The 15,191-nt window shown below is 44.7% G+C and carries 15 protein-coding genes; 5 read left to right on the plus strand and 10 right to left on the minus strand.

Annotated elements, in window-relative coordinates:
- Positions 1–460 precede the first annotated feature (460 nt).
- The 4 genes from IQ224_RS15090 to def form a co-directional block, all read right to left on the minus strand.
- Complete coding sequence (locus IQ224_RS15090; RefSeq protein ID WP_002744858.1) at positions 461–880, minus strand: YraN family protein; 420 nt, start codon at positions 878–880, stop codon at positions 461–463.
- Between the two features lie 284 nt (positions 881–1,164).
- Entirely contained in the window at positions 1,165–1,542 is a 378-nt protein-coding gene (locus IQ224_RS15095; protein ID WP_002755488.1) for a DUF3110 domain-containing protein, read from the minus strand.
- A 79-nt stretch (positions 1,543–1,621) separates the two neighbouring features.
- Positions 1,622–2,083 (minus strand): DUF2996 domain-containing protein, encoded by a 462-nt coding sequence (locus tag IQ224_RS15100; RefSeq protein WP_002744846.1) that lies wholly within the window; start codon positions 2,081–2,083, stop codon positions 1,622–1,624.
- A 183-nt stretch (positions 2,084–2,266) separates the two neighbouring features.
- Entirely contained in the window at positions 2,267–2,845 is a 579-nt protein-coding gene (gene def, locus IQ224_RS15105) for a peptide deformylase (protein WP_194033154.1), read from the minus strand.
- A gap of 84 nt (positions 2,846–2,929) precedes the next feature.
- On the opposite strand from def, the gene dnaA reads away from it, so the two are divergent.
- Positions 2,930–4,264, plus strand: a complete 1,335-nt coding sequence (gene dnaA, locus IQ224_RS15110) for a chromosomal replication initiator protein DnaA (protein WP_002748490.1) — start codon at positions 2,930–2,932, stop codon at positions 4,262–4,264.
- Between the two features lie 109 nt (positions 4,265–4,373).
- Here dnaA and IQ224_RS15115 read toward each other — a convergent pair whose 3' ends face one another.
- Both IQ224_RS15115 and IQ224_RS15120 read right to left on the minus strand, forming a co-directional pair.
- Entirely contained in the window at positions 4,374–5,324 is a 951-nt protein-coding gene (locus IQ224_RS15115) for a heme o synthase (protein ID WP_002748492.1), read from the minus strand.
- A gap of 13 nt (positions 5,325–5,337) precedes the next feature.
- The gene (locus tag IQ224_RS15120; protein WP_002748494.1) at positions 5,338–6,258 is read right to left on the minus strand and encodes a heme A synthase; all 921 of its coding nucleotides are present in this window, start codon (positions 6,256–6,258) and stop codon (positions 5,338–5,340) included.
- Between the two features lie 314 nt (positions 6,259–6,572).
- On the opposite strand from IQ224_RS15120, the gene IQ224_RS15125 reads away from it, so the two are divergent.
- The 3 genes from IQ224_RS15125 (at position 6,573) to IQ224_RS15135 (ending at position 10,031) form a co-directional block, all read left to right on the plus strand.
- Complete coding sequence (locus IQ224_RS15125) at positions 6,573–7,538, plus strand: cytochrome c oxidase subunit II (protein ID WP_002748498.1); 966 nt, start codon at positions 6,573–6,575, stop codon at positions 7,536–7,538.
- Positions 7,539–7,567: 29 nt separating this feature from the next.
- Positions 7,568–9,244: a cytochrome c oxidase subunit I gene (gene ctaD, locus IQ224_RS15130; RefSeq protein ID WP_002748499.1), complete on the plus strand. Its 1,677-nt coding sequence runs from the start codon at positions 7,568–7,570 to the stop codon at positions 9,242–9,244.
- Between the two features lie 163 nt (positions 9,245–9,407).
- Positions 9,408–10,031: a heme-copper oxidase subunit III gene (locus IQ224_RS15135; protein WP_002738397.1), complete on the plus strand. Its 624-nt coding sequence runs from the start codon at positions 9,408–9,410 to the stop codon at positions 10,029–10,031.
- Between the two features lie 321 nt (positions 10,032–10,352).
- Here IQ224_RS15135 and IQ224_RS15140 read toward each other — a convergent pair whose 3' ends face one another.
- Entirely contained in the window at positions 10,353–10,715 is a 363-nt protein-coding gene (locus tag IQ224_RS15140) for an acyl carrier protein (RefSeq protein ID WP_002748501.1), read from the minus strand.
- Complete coding sequence (locus IQ224_RS15145; RefSeq protein WP_002748503.1) at positions 10,693–12,492, minus strand: acyl-CoA dehydrogenase family protein; 1,800 nt, start codon at positions 12,490–12,492, stop codon at positions 10,693–10,695. Before IQ224_RS15145 ends, IQ224_RS15140 begins: the two co-directional genes overlap by 23 nt.
- Before the next feature lie 256 nt (positions 12,493–12,748).
- Between IQ224_RS15145 and IQ224_RS15150 the strand changes: the two genes are divergently transcribed.
- Positions 12,749–14,479 (plus strand): calcium-binding protein, encoded by a 1,731-nt coding sequence (locus IQ224_RS15150; protein ID WP_084990094.1) that lies wholly within the window; start codon positions 12,749–12,751, stop codon positions 14,477–14,479.
- Positions 14,480–14,627: 148 nt separating this feature from the next.
- Here IQ224_RS15150 and IQ224_RS24625 read toward each other — a convergent pair whose 3' ends face one another.
- Both IQ224_RS24625 and IQ224_RS24630 read right to left on the minus strand, forming a co-directional pair.
- A complete protein-coding gene (locus tag IQ224_RS24625) occupies positions 14,628–14,921 on the minus strand; it encodes a DUF29 family protein (protein ID WP_370583147.1) in 294 nt (97 codons plus the stop codon).
- Positions 14,816–15,052 carry a DUF29 family protein gene (locus IQ224_RS24630; RefSeq protein ID WP_002748521.1) on the minus strand — a complete coding sequence of 79 codons (237 nt, stop codon included), beginning with the start codon at positions 15,050–15,052 and terminating at the stop codon, positions 14,816–14,818. Before IQ224_RS24630 ends, IQ224_RS24625 begins: the two co-directional genes overlap by 106 nt.
- Positions 15,053–15,191: the final 139 nt, after the last annotated feature.

Genomic DNA, 15,191 nt, shown 5'->3' on the forward strand with positions numbered 1-15,191 from the left:
GTATAAGAGACAGCACCCCACACCCCACACCCCATAGTTTTGTAACGGCAATTTTTGCTAAAAATCAATAAATGTAAACTTTAATCACAAGCTCGATCGAGTCCCGACAAAGGTGTTATATTAAAAACATAAAGGCACAAGGGAAGCGACTCAACTTCCTTTCAGGCAAAAAGACCTAGAGCCTGTGCCGCCTGCTCTAGCTCAACGCAACAGCTAAATCGGACGCAGATTCTCGAAGTTTGTAAAGTAAAGTATGGTTTCGCCTCTGTTGCTCGATATAGGACAGATGGAGTGAGCCGTAATCAGCACCTGAGTCGGTAAACTGAGAAATCTTGATAGTTGACAGATAGACTGTTGTGGTTTCTGTAAACCTCTATTATGTTGAGTCCGTTAATTTTTTAGGAGTCCATATCGTTTGTACAAGATAAAGCCCGCCTCCCTAGGCGGGCTTATTGTGTTTTTAGAAAACCGCCACGAGATATTCCTGTAACTGCAATTGATAACCTGCCTGTCGCTGACAGGGATAATCAAGGGAAAACTCAGGTAAAGCTAATAGAGAACTTTTTTGACAACTAACTAAAGCCACATCGAAACGACAGGTTAAATCGGACCATTGGGGATAAAAGGAGAGAAATATCTGGGCAGCCTCGTAAATTCTCCCCTTTTTACGGTCATCGATTGCTAATTTGCCCCCTAAATCCCAATTGCCGGCGCTGCGGGTTTTCACCTCGACAAAAGCGAGAATCGCCTGAGATTTAGATAAGACGATTAAATCGATTTCACCGCCGCCACTACGCCAACGACGCTGGAGGATATGCCATTGCTGTAATTGCAACCAATCCGCCACCAAATTTTCGCCCAATTCCCCCACGGTTGTCATATTCAGTAAACAGTTATCAGTAAACAGTTATCAGTGAACAGTTATCAGTGAACAGGGAACAACGCCGATTTATTGTCCTGTCTTCTGACTCTGAACTCCTGACTACTGGCTACTGTATCCTGTCTCCTAACCAAGCAGGACAATCTTCGATTATATCATTTTTCAAAAGTAATGACAGACTTAGTTGATCATTTCAAAGCGCAATCCCTCTCGGAGAAAGGAATTGCACTTTCAGATGTTAGTCACGACTATTGAAAATTGGTATTATTTTTACAAGAGGTTTATTACAAAAGTCCTTCTAGACGACGACGGATGCTGTCTAACTCCGCATCGGGAATCTCGGAAAACTCCTCCTCGGCGGGGGGGACTTCCTCTTTTTGCCAATCCAACTCCTCGGCATTGCTTTCGGGGGGAATTACCAACATACCCGCTTCAATCATTTCCGCTTGATAGCCAGCGCTGCGACAAAATTCTGCCACTTCCTCCGAATCAATTTTCTCTACCGTGGGAGTCGGAAAATCCTGGGCCTCTAACAACAGCGCATAACGGGTGGCATCATCTTCCGATTCAAACATCAACACCTTATTGATAGCTCCCATTTGAATGGTGTGGATACCTTCGTTTTCTGTGCCTGCGTTAAAAAGTAGTACAAATACACGCATAATTACTATTAGCGATCGATAAGCAGTGGTCGTCTATGCTCATTTTACCCCCCTTCTCGATCGCTAATCCCCAGCAATTTTAGTTTCTTGTCAACCACTTTTGACCGTTAAGCCGTTGCAGGGTGTAAAACAACAGTAAATCAAGACTAACTTTCCTTTCATCGATCATAAATGATTCAAGTGTACTAGGTTTAGCACCGCCCTCAGCTTGAGAAAAAGCTTTTTTGCCATTGATGTCTTCTTCTAAAAAATAAATGCTAAATTGACGCATTCCCCCGAGCCAATTGCCAGTTAACTGCCAACAGGGAGAGTTAGAAAAGCCCTGCACGGGAATTTTATCCTGTTTAAAGGACAGCTTTATATCAGTTATACCCAGCTTTTGCAAGGCGGCAGCCAATGCGGGCTGAAAATGCTGCTCGATAAATTCAGCAAAGGGTTTTTCCTCGACGGTAGGCTCCTTGGGTTTTTTAGCAGCCGCAGGTTGAGCCGGTTTTTCTGCTTCTGCTGCCGGAGTTGCGGGGGTGGTGGTTTCTTCTGCCATAGGAATTAATCTGGAATGGGTAGGTAGCTACAATTATATTTTCTCCCGGGTTATCAGTTATCAGTTTTTTTAGCTAAGTAGTGTAGTTGGGTGCTAAAAACTATCATATCCCCCGCCTAAGCTGTATTGAATTTAAACTGCGTATTGGCAATTTTAGTACAAATGCTCAAACTAATTCTCCCGTTAACGCTTATATTCAGCAATATTACTGATTTTTTGGTATTCTTCCTCCGAGTATAAATCCGCCGGAGAAGCAAGGCGATCAAGAAAGAGGATCCCCTCCAGATGATCGTATTCGTGTTGAAAGATGCGTGCGACAAAATCCCTGAAAATTTGACGGATTTCCCGACCATTGCGACCATAATAGGACACCTCAATCCACTGATGACGGGGGACAAAACCGCGCCAATTGGGGACACTGAGACAACCTTCCCAACCCTTGACCATTTCCTCGCTCACCTGCAAAATACGCGGATTAATCATGGCAGTGGGTGACATGATCGGAGCGTCGGGATAACGAGGATTGGGACCAGAAGCAACGATAAACAGACGCAGAGACCGAGCAACTTGGGGCGCGGCGATTCCCACCCCGTGGGCAGCTTGCACCGTGGTAATCAGGGAATCGATCAAATTTTGACAGTCAGAATCGAGAAGATTATCGATCTCCGGTGCTTTTTGCTGTAGAATTGGGTTTCCTAATTGGGTGATTGTTAAAACTTGTGTCATCTGTATAAGGATTAATTGTTTCGCTCTGAAAATCATTTTATCGTCAACGGCAAAATCTCGCTAAACTGATAAGGTTTCCCCGCAGCGGCACTAGAGCAACTTTGTTAATCAAAATTAACCGTGGATAGCAGCACCCAACAACTTTGGCATAATCTCCTAGAGCGTCTAAAATTACTATTAACCCGTCCCGCTTTTGAGACTTGGTTTCAAACGGCAACGGTTAAAGAATGGCAAAACGATCGCTTAGTAATTCAAGCTGCCAATCCTTTTATTCTTAACCATCTTCAGAAAAACTATCTGTCAACAATTGCCGAAGTAGTGGAGGATATCGTCGGTTATCCCGTCGAGATTCAACTAACGGCACAACAGGGCGATTCGATCACTATCTTCCAGCCTAACAGTAGCTTAGAATCAGAATTATCCCCCAGTAATAAACTTAACCCTAAATATAATTTTTCCCGTTTTGTTGTCGGTCCAACTAATCGCATGGCCCACGCGGCTGCTTTAGCAGTGGCGGAATTACCCGGACGCGAATTTAACCCGCTTTTTCTCTGTGGTGGTGTGGGATTAGGTAAAACCCATTTAATGCAAGCGATCGGTCATTATCGTCTAGAATTATATCCTCAATCTAGGGTTTTTTATGTATCGACGGAACAATTTACTAATGATTTAATCACCGCTATCCGTCAAGATAGTATGGAAAGTTTTCGTAATCATTATCGTCATGCTGACATATTATTAGTGGATGATCTGCAATTTATTGAAGGAAAAGAATACACTCAAGAAGAATTTTTTCATACCTTTAATACCCTGCACGAAGCGGGAAAACAGGTGGTTTTAGCTTCTGATCGCCTCCCCAAACAGATTCCCAGTTTACAGGATCGTTTAATTTCTCGCTTTTCTATGGGATTAGTCGCCGATATCCAAGCACCAGATATCGAGACTCGTATGGCAATTTTACAAAAAAAGGCCGAGTATGAAAATCTGCGTCTCCCACGAGAAGTTATCGAATATATTGCCCTTAATTATACTTCTAATATTCGCGAATTAGAGGGGGCATTAATCCGGGCTACTACTTATATTTCTATCTCTGGATTGCCGATGACGGTAGAAAATATCGCGCCAGTTTTAAATCCACCAATGGCCAAAATTGCCACTTCTCCTGAGATTATTATGGCGGTAGTAGCGGAAAAATTTCAACTCTCGATCGCTGATCTAAAGGGAAATTCCCGCCGGCGAGAAATTAGTTTTGCCCGACAGATTGGGATGTATTTGATGCGTCAACACACGGATTTAAGCTTACCGCGCATTGGCGAAGAATTTGGCGGCAAAGATCACACCACCGTTATTTATAGCTGTGATAAAATCAACCTTTCCCAACATCAAGACCGACAATTACAAGAAATCTTAGCCCAACTAATCGAGCGAATTAACTCCCTCAGTCGTAATCAATAGTCGGGAATTGGGAATTGGGGAGTGGGGAGTATTTTCAGTGAACAGTAAACAGTAATCGGTGATCGGTACTGATAACTGTTTACTGATTACTGATAACTGATAACTGAGATTAACTACAGGGGAATAAACTGGCAATTGTAGCGAGGAGACGAGAGGTCATGGGTAAACTATCGATCACCATAGCTGTACATAATAACATCATGTAAAGAATGGAATATTTAAACAGCGATCGAGCGATGTCCCGATCAAAAGGATTCTGTTTTAATCGCCAAGCTTTTTTCAGGAAAACAAACCCTAAAATTAAAGCCGCTACACCATAAACCACACCACAGGCAGCCAAGGGATAAATCAGGAGGAAAGTGAAAGGAACGACGATTAAAGTATAGAGCCAAATCTGCTCGCTAGTGGCTTCTTCTCCTTTAACTACGGGCATCATCGGGATATCTACTTCTGCATAATCATCCTTGATCATTAAAGCTAAAGCCCAAAAATGGGGAGGAGTCCAAAGGAAAATAATGGCGAATAAAATCCAGGGAATCCAACCGAGATCGCCCGTTACTGCCGCCCAACCGACGAGGGGAGGAATCGAGCCAGCTGCGCCACCGATAACAATATTTTGGACACTATGACGCTTGAGCAGATGGGTATAAATCAGCATATAAAATGCGATACCGGTCATTGCTAAAAATCCGCTCAAAGTATTGACAAAAAAGACAAAAATTGCTAGGGAAAGGGAGGCTAAAACGAGGGCAAAAATGAGGGCGTGGAGGGGTTGCACGCGGCCAGAGGGAATGGGACGGGCGCGGGTGCGAAGCATGGTGTGATCGATATCGCGATCATAGATGCAGTTTAAGGTTTGAGCTGCTGCGGCGGCGAGAGTGCCACCGAGGAGGGTAAGAAAGAGTAAGAGGGGGGAAACCTGACCTTTAGAGGCGATTTCCATAGAGGCAACCGTGGTAATCAGCAGTAGAGGAATAATTCGCGGTTTAGTGAGTTGATAATAACTTTTAGCGACTTGTAAAAAATTATCATGGTGGCGAAGGGCTTGAGTTCCAGTCATCGTGATTAAATCCTTAGAGATGGCTTATAGGTGCGAAAGAACGATCGCGAAGGGCAAAAGTGGTAAAAGCGACGAGGGTTCCCACCAATAGCGCACCGATGCTGTGGTGGGTAATGGTTAAGGGTTCCACCTGGAGATGTAGTTTCAGGGTGGCAACGCCTAAAAACACCTGTAGGGCGACTAATCCCCCGGCGCTAAAAGCTAGTTTTTTGAGGAGAGGATGGATAGCGGCAGTTCGCCAAGCGAAGAAAACTAGGGTTAACACCGAGATAGTGGCGGGAAAAACCCCGATAATGTGGCTATTCATCACCGTGCAGAGTTGGGAAACTGTTAAACACTGATGGGCTGCCCAACGGGAACCGACGAGACCGCCGAGGAGACATTGCAGATAAACTAGAGCGGTGGCGATCATTCCCATCCCAGTTAGTTTTCCGACCGTACCTGTGCCACGGTAGGGAGTCAGACCGATAGCAATGACGATTAGGGTGGAGAAAAAGAGCAAAGCTGTGGCTAAATGAGCCGTTACGATGTCAAATCGCAGTAATTGGGTGACGGTTAATCCTCCCAGCACTCCTTGCAGGAGAATTAGAGCCAAGGCAGCGATCGCAGAGGGCAACAGCCAAGTAGGAAGATGGCGACGATACCACCAAGACAGACCGACGAGAGCGATCGTACTAAACCCGATCAAAGAGGCATCCAGACGGTGAAACCACTCCAGAAATACCTGTAGATTCATCTGCTGACTGGGAATCCATTGACCGTAACAGAGGGGCCAATCGGGACAAGCTAAACCGGCGTTCATAACTCTGGTGGCAGCGCCCACCACCATGAGGGCGAAAGTAGCGATCGCAATTTTCCAGACTAAGCGGCGCATCCACACCTGAATATTGCCGGTTTCTCTTAGGGGTGTCGGGTTAAAAACAGATTCGGTCATCGGTTTGCCTGTTCTCAAGAAGTCTGTCATCAAAGATCATGGCCTTGTTTGCCAGTTAGTTATCACTGTGAATGAGTTTTTTTACGACAGGTAAAACCTTTTAGATATTCTTTAGATTTCTGGCCATTTCCGTTACATTTGTTTACATAAACTCAGAATAAGATATAAAAATTAGTTATTTAAAATACTTTCCCTGAAAACGATCCCAAAGAAAAGATAAAATTCTCAGAAGATGCTGGTTAAATTTCCCATCTATAGGGGAATCATGTTTTAGCCTTGAATAAGTAGCCACTATTAAAAATATTGAAAAGACCGTGAAAATTCCCAGCAGTATCCTGACGCTCGTACTCGGGATCGCCTTAACCTTAATTAGTCTCTGGTATGGCCAAAATCATGGCTTAATGCCTGTGGCCGCTTCCGAAGATGCTCAGGAGATAGATAATATCTTTAATCTGATGATGACCATCGCCACGGGACTATTTTTAATAGTTGAAGGCGTGATTATCTATATAGTGATTCGCTTTCGCCGTAAACCGGGGGATCAAACCGACGGGCCTGCAGTGGAGGGCAATGTCCCCCTAGAAATCTTCTGGACAGCCATCCCGACGGTAATCGTTTTTATCCTTGCCGTCTATAGCTTCGAGATTTATAACAATATCGGCGGTCTCGATCCCTTGATTTCCAAGGGTGACAAAGGAGAAATCGCCCACCACGGTCATCACCACGGCACGATGATGGCCCTGGGCGGCGATCGCAGAGTAGCCCTAGGTATCGGCAATTCCTACGATGGTGAAGGAGTTCCCCCCCTAGTGGTCAATGTTAAAGGTATTCAATACGCTTGGATCTTCACCTATCCCGAAACCGGCATTGTTTCCGGAGAACTGCACGCTCCCGTCAATCGTCCCGTGCAACTGAATATGGAAGCAGGGGATGTGATCCATGCTTTCTGGGTTCCCCAATTGCGTCTAAAACAGGACGTTATCCCCGGACAGGAAACGGTGTTATCGTTCACATCCAACCAAATTGGTCAATATCCGATCATTTGTGCAGAACTTTGCGGGGCCTATCACGGCGGTATGAAATCTAGCTTTGTGGTTCACTCCCAAGGGGATTACGACCAATGGGTGCAGGATAACACGATCGCCGAAGTTGACAGCGATCGAACCGTAGCTATGACCGCTAAAGATCGCTCTGATAGTCAATATTTAACCCCCTACACCGAAGAAATGGGCATAAACGGTGAAATCCTCGCCCAAGTTGCCCATCAGCAGCAAATGTAATTTTTCTTGTCATCTAAAATCTTGGCCTTATGACAGCATCAACGGAAATAACCACCCCAGCAACCGTTCCCGAGGTGATCCATCACCGCAAGTGGACCGATTACTTTACTTTCTGCACCGATCATAAAGTCATCGGGATTCAATATCTGGTGACTGCTTTTCTTTTCTTCTTCATTGGCGGTGCTTTTGCGGAAGTGCTGCGGACGGAATTAGCCACCCCCGACCCCGACTTTGTCTCCCCAGAACTATATAACCAATTCATGACCATGCACGGAACGATCATGATCTTTCTTTGGATCGTTCCGGTTGGGGCGGGTTTTGCCAATTATCTCATTCCCCTGATGATTGGGGCGGAAGATATGGCTTTTCCTCGTCTTAACGCTGTGGCTTTCTGGCTGAATCCCCCCGGCGGGTTGCTATTATTATCCAGTTTCTTTGTCGGCGCACCCCAGTCCGGTTGGACTTCCTACCCACCTCTAAGCTTAATTAGCGGCAAATGGGGGGAAGAATTGTGGATTTTGAGCCTTTTATTGATCGGGACTTCTTCGATTTTAGGCTCGATTAATTTCATCACCACGATCCTGAAAATGCGGATTCCTGAGATGGATTTGTACAGTATGCCGCTATTTTGTTGGGCAATGCTGGCCACCTCGACTCTGGTACTGCTTTCCACCCCCGTTCTCGCTTCTGCTCTCGTTCTCTTGTCCTTTGATTTAATCGCTGGCACGAGCTTTTTTAACCCCGCCGGCGGCGGCGATCCGGTGGTTTATCAGCATATGTTCTGGTTTTACTCCCATCCTGCCGTTTATATCATGATTTTGCCCTTTTTCGGCACGATCTCGGAGATATTACCGGTTCACGCCCGTAAACCGATTTTTGGTTATCGAGCGATCGCCTATTCCAGTCTCACCATCTGTTTCTTGGGTTTAATCGTCTGGGCCCACCATATGTTCACCAGCGGCACCCCCGGTTGGTTACGGATGTTTTTCATGGCGGCAACTATGTTAATCGCCGTTCCCACGGGTATTAAAATCTTTAGTTGGTGTGCCACCCTTTGGGGGGGTAAACTTAGTCTCAATACGTCTTTATTATTTGGGATCGGTTTCCTGTCTTCCTTCCTCATCGGTGGTTTGACTGGGATTATGTTGGCTTCTGTTCCCTTCGATATCCACGTCCACGATACTTATTTTGTCGTCGGTCACTTCCATTATGTACTATTTGGTGGTACGGCAATGGCCTTATTTTCTGCCGTTTACCATTGGTTCCCGAAAATGACCGGACGGATGTATAACGAGACTCTCGGTCGTATCCACTTTGTTCTCAGTTTTATCGGTTTGAATTTAACTTTCATGCCGATGCACGAATTGGGATTATTGGGTATGAACCGTCGTATTGCCCTGTATGATGTGCAGTTTCAGGATTTAAATGTTCTTAGTACCGCAGGGGCTTATATTCTCGGTATATCGAGTATTCCCTTCGCTATTAATATGGTCTGGAGTGCCTTTAAAGGTCAACCCGCCGGTCGTAATCCTTGGCGCGCTTTAACCCTAGAATGGCAAACCTCCTCCCCCCCAATTATCGAGAATTTCGAGGAAATGCCGATTCTTTGGTCTGGCCCCTACGATTACGGTATTGATATGGAGGAATCGGAAGCAGAGGAATCAGTACAAGATCTCCTCGCTGAAGTGGGTGCAGAATCCCAATAATCAGTTATCAGTTATCAGTTATCAGTTATCAGTTATCAGTTCACTGTTTACTGATCACTGAAAAAAAGCTTCCCACTTCCCACTTCCCACTTCCCACTGATCACTGATCACTGATCACTGAAAAAAGCTTCCCGTCTCCCGTGTAAACTAAGGACATTCAATCATGCAAGGTTCAACGCTCGAAGATTCTCAACTCTCTGTCAATTATCATCAGGAAACGGTGGAACACGGACATCATGGCCACCCGGATCATCGCTTATTCGGTGTGGTTTTGTTTCTAGTGGCGGAAAGTTCCATCTTTTTAGGCTTATTTGCCGCTTTCTTGTTCTACCGTACCATGTTACCCGTTTGGCCCCCCGCCGGCACGCCAGAATTAGAATTAACCCTACCGACAATTAACACGATTATTCTGGTGTCCAGTAGTTTTGTTATGCACATAGGACAAAAGGCGATTAAACAAAATAATAACGCCGGTTTACAATTGTGGTTCGGTATTACTGCCCTAATGGGAATTATCTTCCTTTGTGGTCAAGGATACGAATATTATCACGCTGAATTCGGTCTGACAACTAATGTTTTCACCAGCGCTTTTTATGCCTTAACTGGATTCCACGGTCTCCACGTTACTTTCGGTTTAGTGCTGATTCTATCTGTCCTCTGGCGTTCTCGTCAAAAAGACCACTATTCTAGTCAATCTCATTTTGGTGTCGAAGCGGCAGAATTATACTGGCATTTCGTCGATGTGGTCTGGATTATCCTGTTTTTACTGGTGTATATCTTGAGATAATTTTTGTTATTTAGTAGGAGAAAAGGGCACTCAATTGAGCGCCCTTTTTTGTATATTTCAATTTATAAGTAGTCGTACAAAATAAATTTCCTAGTGGTGAGAGGGAACTCCAGAACTGCGGAACGGGCAACAGAAAAGAAATACAGCGATTGTTGCTTTACGGAGAAATGGGTAATTAATTTTGTTTAGGTACTTAGCAATTCCTATACTGGTGAGTATAGAACAGAGCCAATTGATAACTAATATAGGTGGGTTACGGCGAATACTAGATAATTTTCCCTAGCATAAATTGTCGTCGCCTAACCCACCCTACACCTAAAATTAACGACGACCGAATAAACTCCAACCCTTGCCACCACTAACGGCCGGTTCAGCTTTTTCAGCGACGGGGGCAACTTGTGCGGGGGTTTCCTCACCGGAAAGATTAGAAAGATCGTAGTTTTCTACTAGGAAAAGAGACGCTTTTTCAATAGTAGAATAATCCCAGAAAAGGGTAGAAGGTAACTCTTGACCGACCCAATCTTCTAGATCACCCACCATCGTTACTGCATCGATCGAATCTAAACCATAACGGGTTAAAGGTTCAGTCACATTAATCGTTTTGGCATCCAAAGATAACTGATCGGCTAACTGTTTAACTAACCAATTTTGTACCAGATTATTAAGATTGGAGCTGGAGTTCATGGGTTTTTTCCTCGGTAGTTTGTGAATGGGCTAATTGAAAAGGGGCGATCGAAAAATGTTGATTTTCTTGATATAATTTCAGCAATTCTTGGGCAACATTTTCTACATACACCTCAGATAGAGTGTAAGGCAGCGGCCGCAGAGTTCGCAGTAATCGGTGTAAACTCAACACCAACCATTCCCCCCGGGCAAAAAATTCCCCCAAGATAGAACGATTATAAAGCCAAGTGTGTAAACAAGCAGAAGCGGCGTGTAAAGTGCAGTATTTCTTGGCAATCTCGAACAATTCGGGTGATTGGTCGTGACCATACTCGAATTTCGATTGACTAATCTGTTCATCGTGAGCATTTAGTTCCTCTAAAACTAAATTACCCAACATCAATAGATTTTCTAATATCTCCGGGTCCACTTCGTCAGAATTTTTCAATCCTTCGAGCATATCAAGGGCAATTTCTAAACCTTGCAGGGAATCATCCATTCCCCGGCCAAATAATTCTAAATTATTGGGTTCAAAGGGAGGAACCAACTTTTCTAGGCTAAAAATCGTCTCTAAACGGGTTTTTAACGCCGACATGGTGCGCGAGTTGCGTTTAGCCCGATATTTGGTTAAAGGACGCAATTGTAGGATTAAAGCATGAAGATTGACGATCGAACTGCCGTCAAACATACTGATAATCGAATTATCCCGCAGTAGCTTCTGGAAGATGCCGAATTCGTGTTCTTCTCGCATATAAAAACGCGATCCCAAGACCACATAAACACTATTCACCATCTCCTCCAGACGGACAGTAACAAAATATTTTACCACCGAAGCCCAGACGCTAAACTGTTCGGCGATAATATGAAAACCTCTCGCAGCCGGAATCGTCTCGCAATCGCAAATGAGGATGTCAAGGAAAGCATCCACGAGAGTGCGCCGGGGTTGGGGTAAATCCATCACATTTTTGTTATAAATTACTCGATTAACTGCAAAACCGAGGGTAGTTCTTAAAGCGGTATCGGCTGCCCCGTGGGAAAAAGCAGCGCACAACATTCGGGTGATTTGGAAACCTTTCAGGGCTAATTCTAAACCGTCTCCCTCCTCGCGTAAACGCATGGAATCAGGGACGAAACAATCCTTAAAACCAATGCCACTCATATCCGAGGCCCGCACGCCATGGGTGTATATTTTCGGCAAATTATAGTATTTTTCGGGGTCTAATTGCCGTTTATCTACCATAAATAGGGTTAAACACTTCGGACCGCCGTTAGCATCGGTTTTCGCCAAAATAAAGGAAATTCCAGAGATAGTCGCCCGGTTAATCGGCCATTTCTCCCCATTGAGAATATAACCTCCTTCCACCTTCGTCGCGGTCAGATCACCATTGATCAGATCGCTGCCGTGTTCCTTTTCCGAGTAACCCAGACACATCGCCCCATAGTCATCCATGATAAAACGGGCGAGCTTCTGTTTCTGTTCTGGGGTTCCCGCCATCCAGTTTAAAAACGACCAGAATAGGGTAGTAAAAGCGATACCGATAGTTTGATCCCGTCGGGAAAGTACCCGCACAAAAGCGACAAATTCCTCAAAAGAGGTAAATTCACCGCCGCAATCCGTGGGAATGTAGTAGTGTTGGAGTTTCCAGTCGTATAACCAGCGAATTTCCTCGTGGGGAAATTCTTCGCTCTCATCAATTTCGATCACCCGCTTGTAGGATAGAGGGTTATCGGGATTGAGAGGATCGCCTAAGTCTTTTTCCAGTGCCTCAGCAGTCCAGTATTGCTTAAGCTTTTTCATAGTGCCTCTAGGACAGATACGATGTGCTTTTCGTCAATGCCTTCGGTTAGAAGACCCGACCATGCACAAAAATTAATGACCATTCTAGACTTTTGGCCGTACAATGGCAACAATTACGCAATGTGCAACTAAAAACGACAGAATCAGGGGTCCAGAGGATACTTTATCTCTGCCGATTTCTGAAAGCCTTGGCAATCAAGACTAAAAATACAGTGGCACAGGGTGTAAATTATGTAATTTTAAGAAGGACTAAATTATGCCCCTAGTTACCGGAAATGGCTTGAATAACATCATTACTCCATCTTCGGCATCAGCCGGAGTCACTGGATGGTATTTTGGACTCTGGGGGGATGATACCATTTATGGCTATAATGGCAACGATAGCATCAATGGTGGCGATGGCAACGACAAATTATTTGGCGGCACTGGTGATGACTTTATAGACGGTGGATTTGGTTTTGATACCATTGATGGGGGTCTGGGAAATGACACGACATCCTATGCTTTCTATTGGGGACCGATCAATGCTAATTTAGCAACAGGTGTAGTGAGTTTCCCTGGTAATTCTGTCTTTACAGATAGATTGATCAGTATTGAAAATCTAATTGGCACTGCTGGCAATGACACCATCATCGGGAACACTGCGAATAATTCCCTCTTCGGTGAAGCTGGCAACGACACCATCAATGGTGGCGATGGCAACGACAAATTATTTGGCGGCACTGGTGATGACTTTATAGACGGCGGATTTGGTTTTGATACCATTGATGGGGGTCTGGGAAATGACACAACATCCTATGCTTTCTATTGGGGACCGATCAATGCTAATTTATCAACGGGTGTAGTGAGTTTCCCCGGTGATTCTGTCTTTACAGATACATTGGTCAGCATCGAAAATCTAATTGGCACTGCTGGCAATGACACAATCATCGGGAATACTGCGAATAATTCCCTCAATGGTGGTGCTGGCAACGATAGCATCAATGGTGGCGATGGCAACGACAAATTATTTGGCGGCACTGGTGATGACTTTATAGACGGTGGATTTGGTTTTGATACCATTGATGGGGGTCTGGGAAATGACACGACATCCTATGCTTTCTATCGGGGACCGATCAATGCTAATTTAGCAACGGGTGTAGTGAGTTTCCCTGGTAATTCTGTCTTTACAGATAGATTGATCAGTATTGAAAATCTAATTGGCACTGCTGGCAATGACACAATCATCGGGAACACTGCGGATAATTCCCTCTTCGGTGAAGCTGGCAACGACACCATCAATGGTGGCGATGGTAACGACAAATTATTTGGCGGTGCCGGTAATGACTGGATAGATGGTGGATTTGGTTTTGATACCATTGATGGGGGTCTGGGAAATGACACGACATCCTATGCTTTCTATTGGGGACCGATCAATGCTAATTTATCAACGGGTGTAGTTAGTTTCCCCGGTAATTCTGTCTTTACAGATACATTGGTCAGCATCGAAAATCTAATTGGCACTGCTGGCAATGACACCATCACTGGGAACACTGCGGATAATTCCCTCTTCGGTGAAGCTGGTAACGACACCATCAATGGTGGCCTGGGTCTGGATACTCTTACTGGTGGTGCTGGAAACGATTTCTTCAGGCTCGACAACGTAGCGAACCGTGATCTGATCACCGACTTCTCTGTACCCGCTGACACGATCATTCTGGCGAACAGTCTTGACAGCACTTTGACCGGTGCCATTAATCCGGGGATCAAGGGTCTGCTCTTTAATAGTGGTAACGTGGACGGAAGTGTCCTTGACGCTGCCCAGTTCTTCCAGGGAGCTGGGTTGACTGGGGGAGCATTGGGAGACTCCTCCGGCATCTACGTCAACACTAGCAACGGCGACATCTGGTATAACGATTCCGACGTCGTCGATAGTTACCTAATTGCCAATGTTGGGGCTGTTGCCGCAGCTGGCATGACTAATGCTGACTTCGTTTACGGGGTGTAAGTCTTAGCTAGGCATCACAGGAAAACTATGCCATGTCCCCCGCTAACGGCGGGGTTTTTTGTCGGCCTCCCATCATTCAGTCACTAAAAATCCCAACTTTAACAGCGATATTAATCCTTTCAAAAACAGCATTATTTTTGAGTATGTATTAACCAGGTAACCAATCTTCATCAAGAATTTTCTCAATTGTCCAAGGACAGTCAACTGGTAAAGTTAATCCACTTTTGCGACTCGCTTTTCCCGGTGCTTTTTGATAACAATAACCAAACCGTTCTAAGGCATGATTGTAGATTACCTGAGAGCGAAACAGCAAGCTCAATTCTAATCTGAAATTATCTATCTCGTCTGTCCAGTGGGGTAGGTAGTAAGGATGATTCCAGTAGGCGTAAAGTAGCAGGTGACTGAGGAGTTGAATAAGAAAAGAAAGCTTTCTGCTTTGTATTTGCGTTCATCCACCATTTCCTCTAATTCCTCGGCTAAAGTTTGCCAATCTAAAGTATTGCGATCAGGCGATCGCAGTTTTGCTGCTTGGTCTTGCAGCCAAGCTACATAGGGTTTGCGGCAAAAAGTCATTGAAAAGTACAAGTCTCTTAATCAATGATTTCACTTAGCTACAAGCATAAGCTTTAGTTGTTGATTAATTTTTAAGTTATAACTTATCCTAATCATTGACCGAGAAAAAGTGCTGTTTTTCCATTTCAGACATAAAAAA

Source organism: Microcystis sp. LEGE 00066 (assembly GCF_015207925.1).
Classification (GTDB): domain Bacteria; phylum Cyanobacteriota; class Cyanobacteriia; order Cyanobacteriales; family Microcystaceae; genus Microcystis; species Microcystis ichthyoblabe_A.

What these genes read in the sequence shown, in the direction of transcription:
- IQ224_RS24630 (WP_002748521.1), bottom strand. Translation starts at nt 15,052, where the DNA reads ATGACTTTTTGCCGCAAACCCTATGTAGCTTGGCTGCAAGACCAAGCA.
- IQ224_RS15135 (WP_002738397.1), top strand. Translation starts at nt 9,408, where the DNA reads ATGCAAGGTTCAACGCTCGAAGATTCTCAACTCTCTGTCAATTATCAT.
- IQ224_RS15095 (WP_002755488.1), bottom strand. Translation starts at nt 1,542, where the DNA reads ATGCGTGTATTTGTACTACTTTTTAACGCAGGCACAGAAAACGAAGGT.
- def (WP_194033154.1), bottom strand. Translation starts at nt 2,845, where the DNA reads ATGATTTTCAGAGCGAAACAATTAATCCTTATACAGATGACACAAGTT.
- IQ224_RS15145 (WP_002748503.1), bottom strand. Translation starts at nt 12,492, where the DNA reads ATGAAAAAGCTTAAGCAATACTGGACTGCTGAGGCACTGGAAAAAGAC.
- IQ224_RS15115 (WP_002748492.1), bottom strand. Translation starts at nt 5,324, where the DNA reads ATGACTGGAACTCAAGCCCTTCGCCACCATGATAATTTTTTACAAGTC.
- ctaD (WP_002748499.1), top strand. Translation starts at nt 7,568, where the DNA reads ATGACAGCATCAACGGAAATAACCACCCCAGCAACCGTTCCCGAGGTG.
- IQ224_RS15140 (WP_002748501.1), bottom strand. Translation starts at nt 10,715, where the DNA reads ATGAACTCCAGCTCCAATCTTAATAATCTGGTACAAAATTGGTTAGTT.
- IQ224_RS15150 (WP_084990094.1), top strand. Translation starts at nt 12,749, where the DNA reads ATGCCCCTAGTTACCGGAAATGGCTTGAATAACATCATTACTCCATCT.
- IQ224_RS15100 (WP_002744846.1), bottom strand. Translation starts at nt 2,083, where the DNA reads ATGGCAGAAGAAACCACCACCCCCGCAACTCCGGCAGCAGAAGCAGAA.
- IQ224_RS15090 (WP_002744858.1), bottom strand. Translation starts at nt 880, where the DNA reads ATGACAACCGTGGGGGAATTGGGCGAAAATTTGGTGGCGGATTGGTTG.
- IQ224_RS15120 (WP_002748494.1), bottom strand. Translation starts at nt 6,258, where the DNA reads ATGACCGAATCTGTTTTTAACCCGACACCCCTAAGAGAAACCGGCAAT.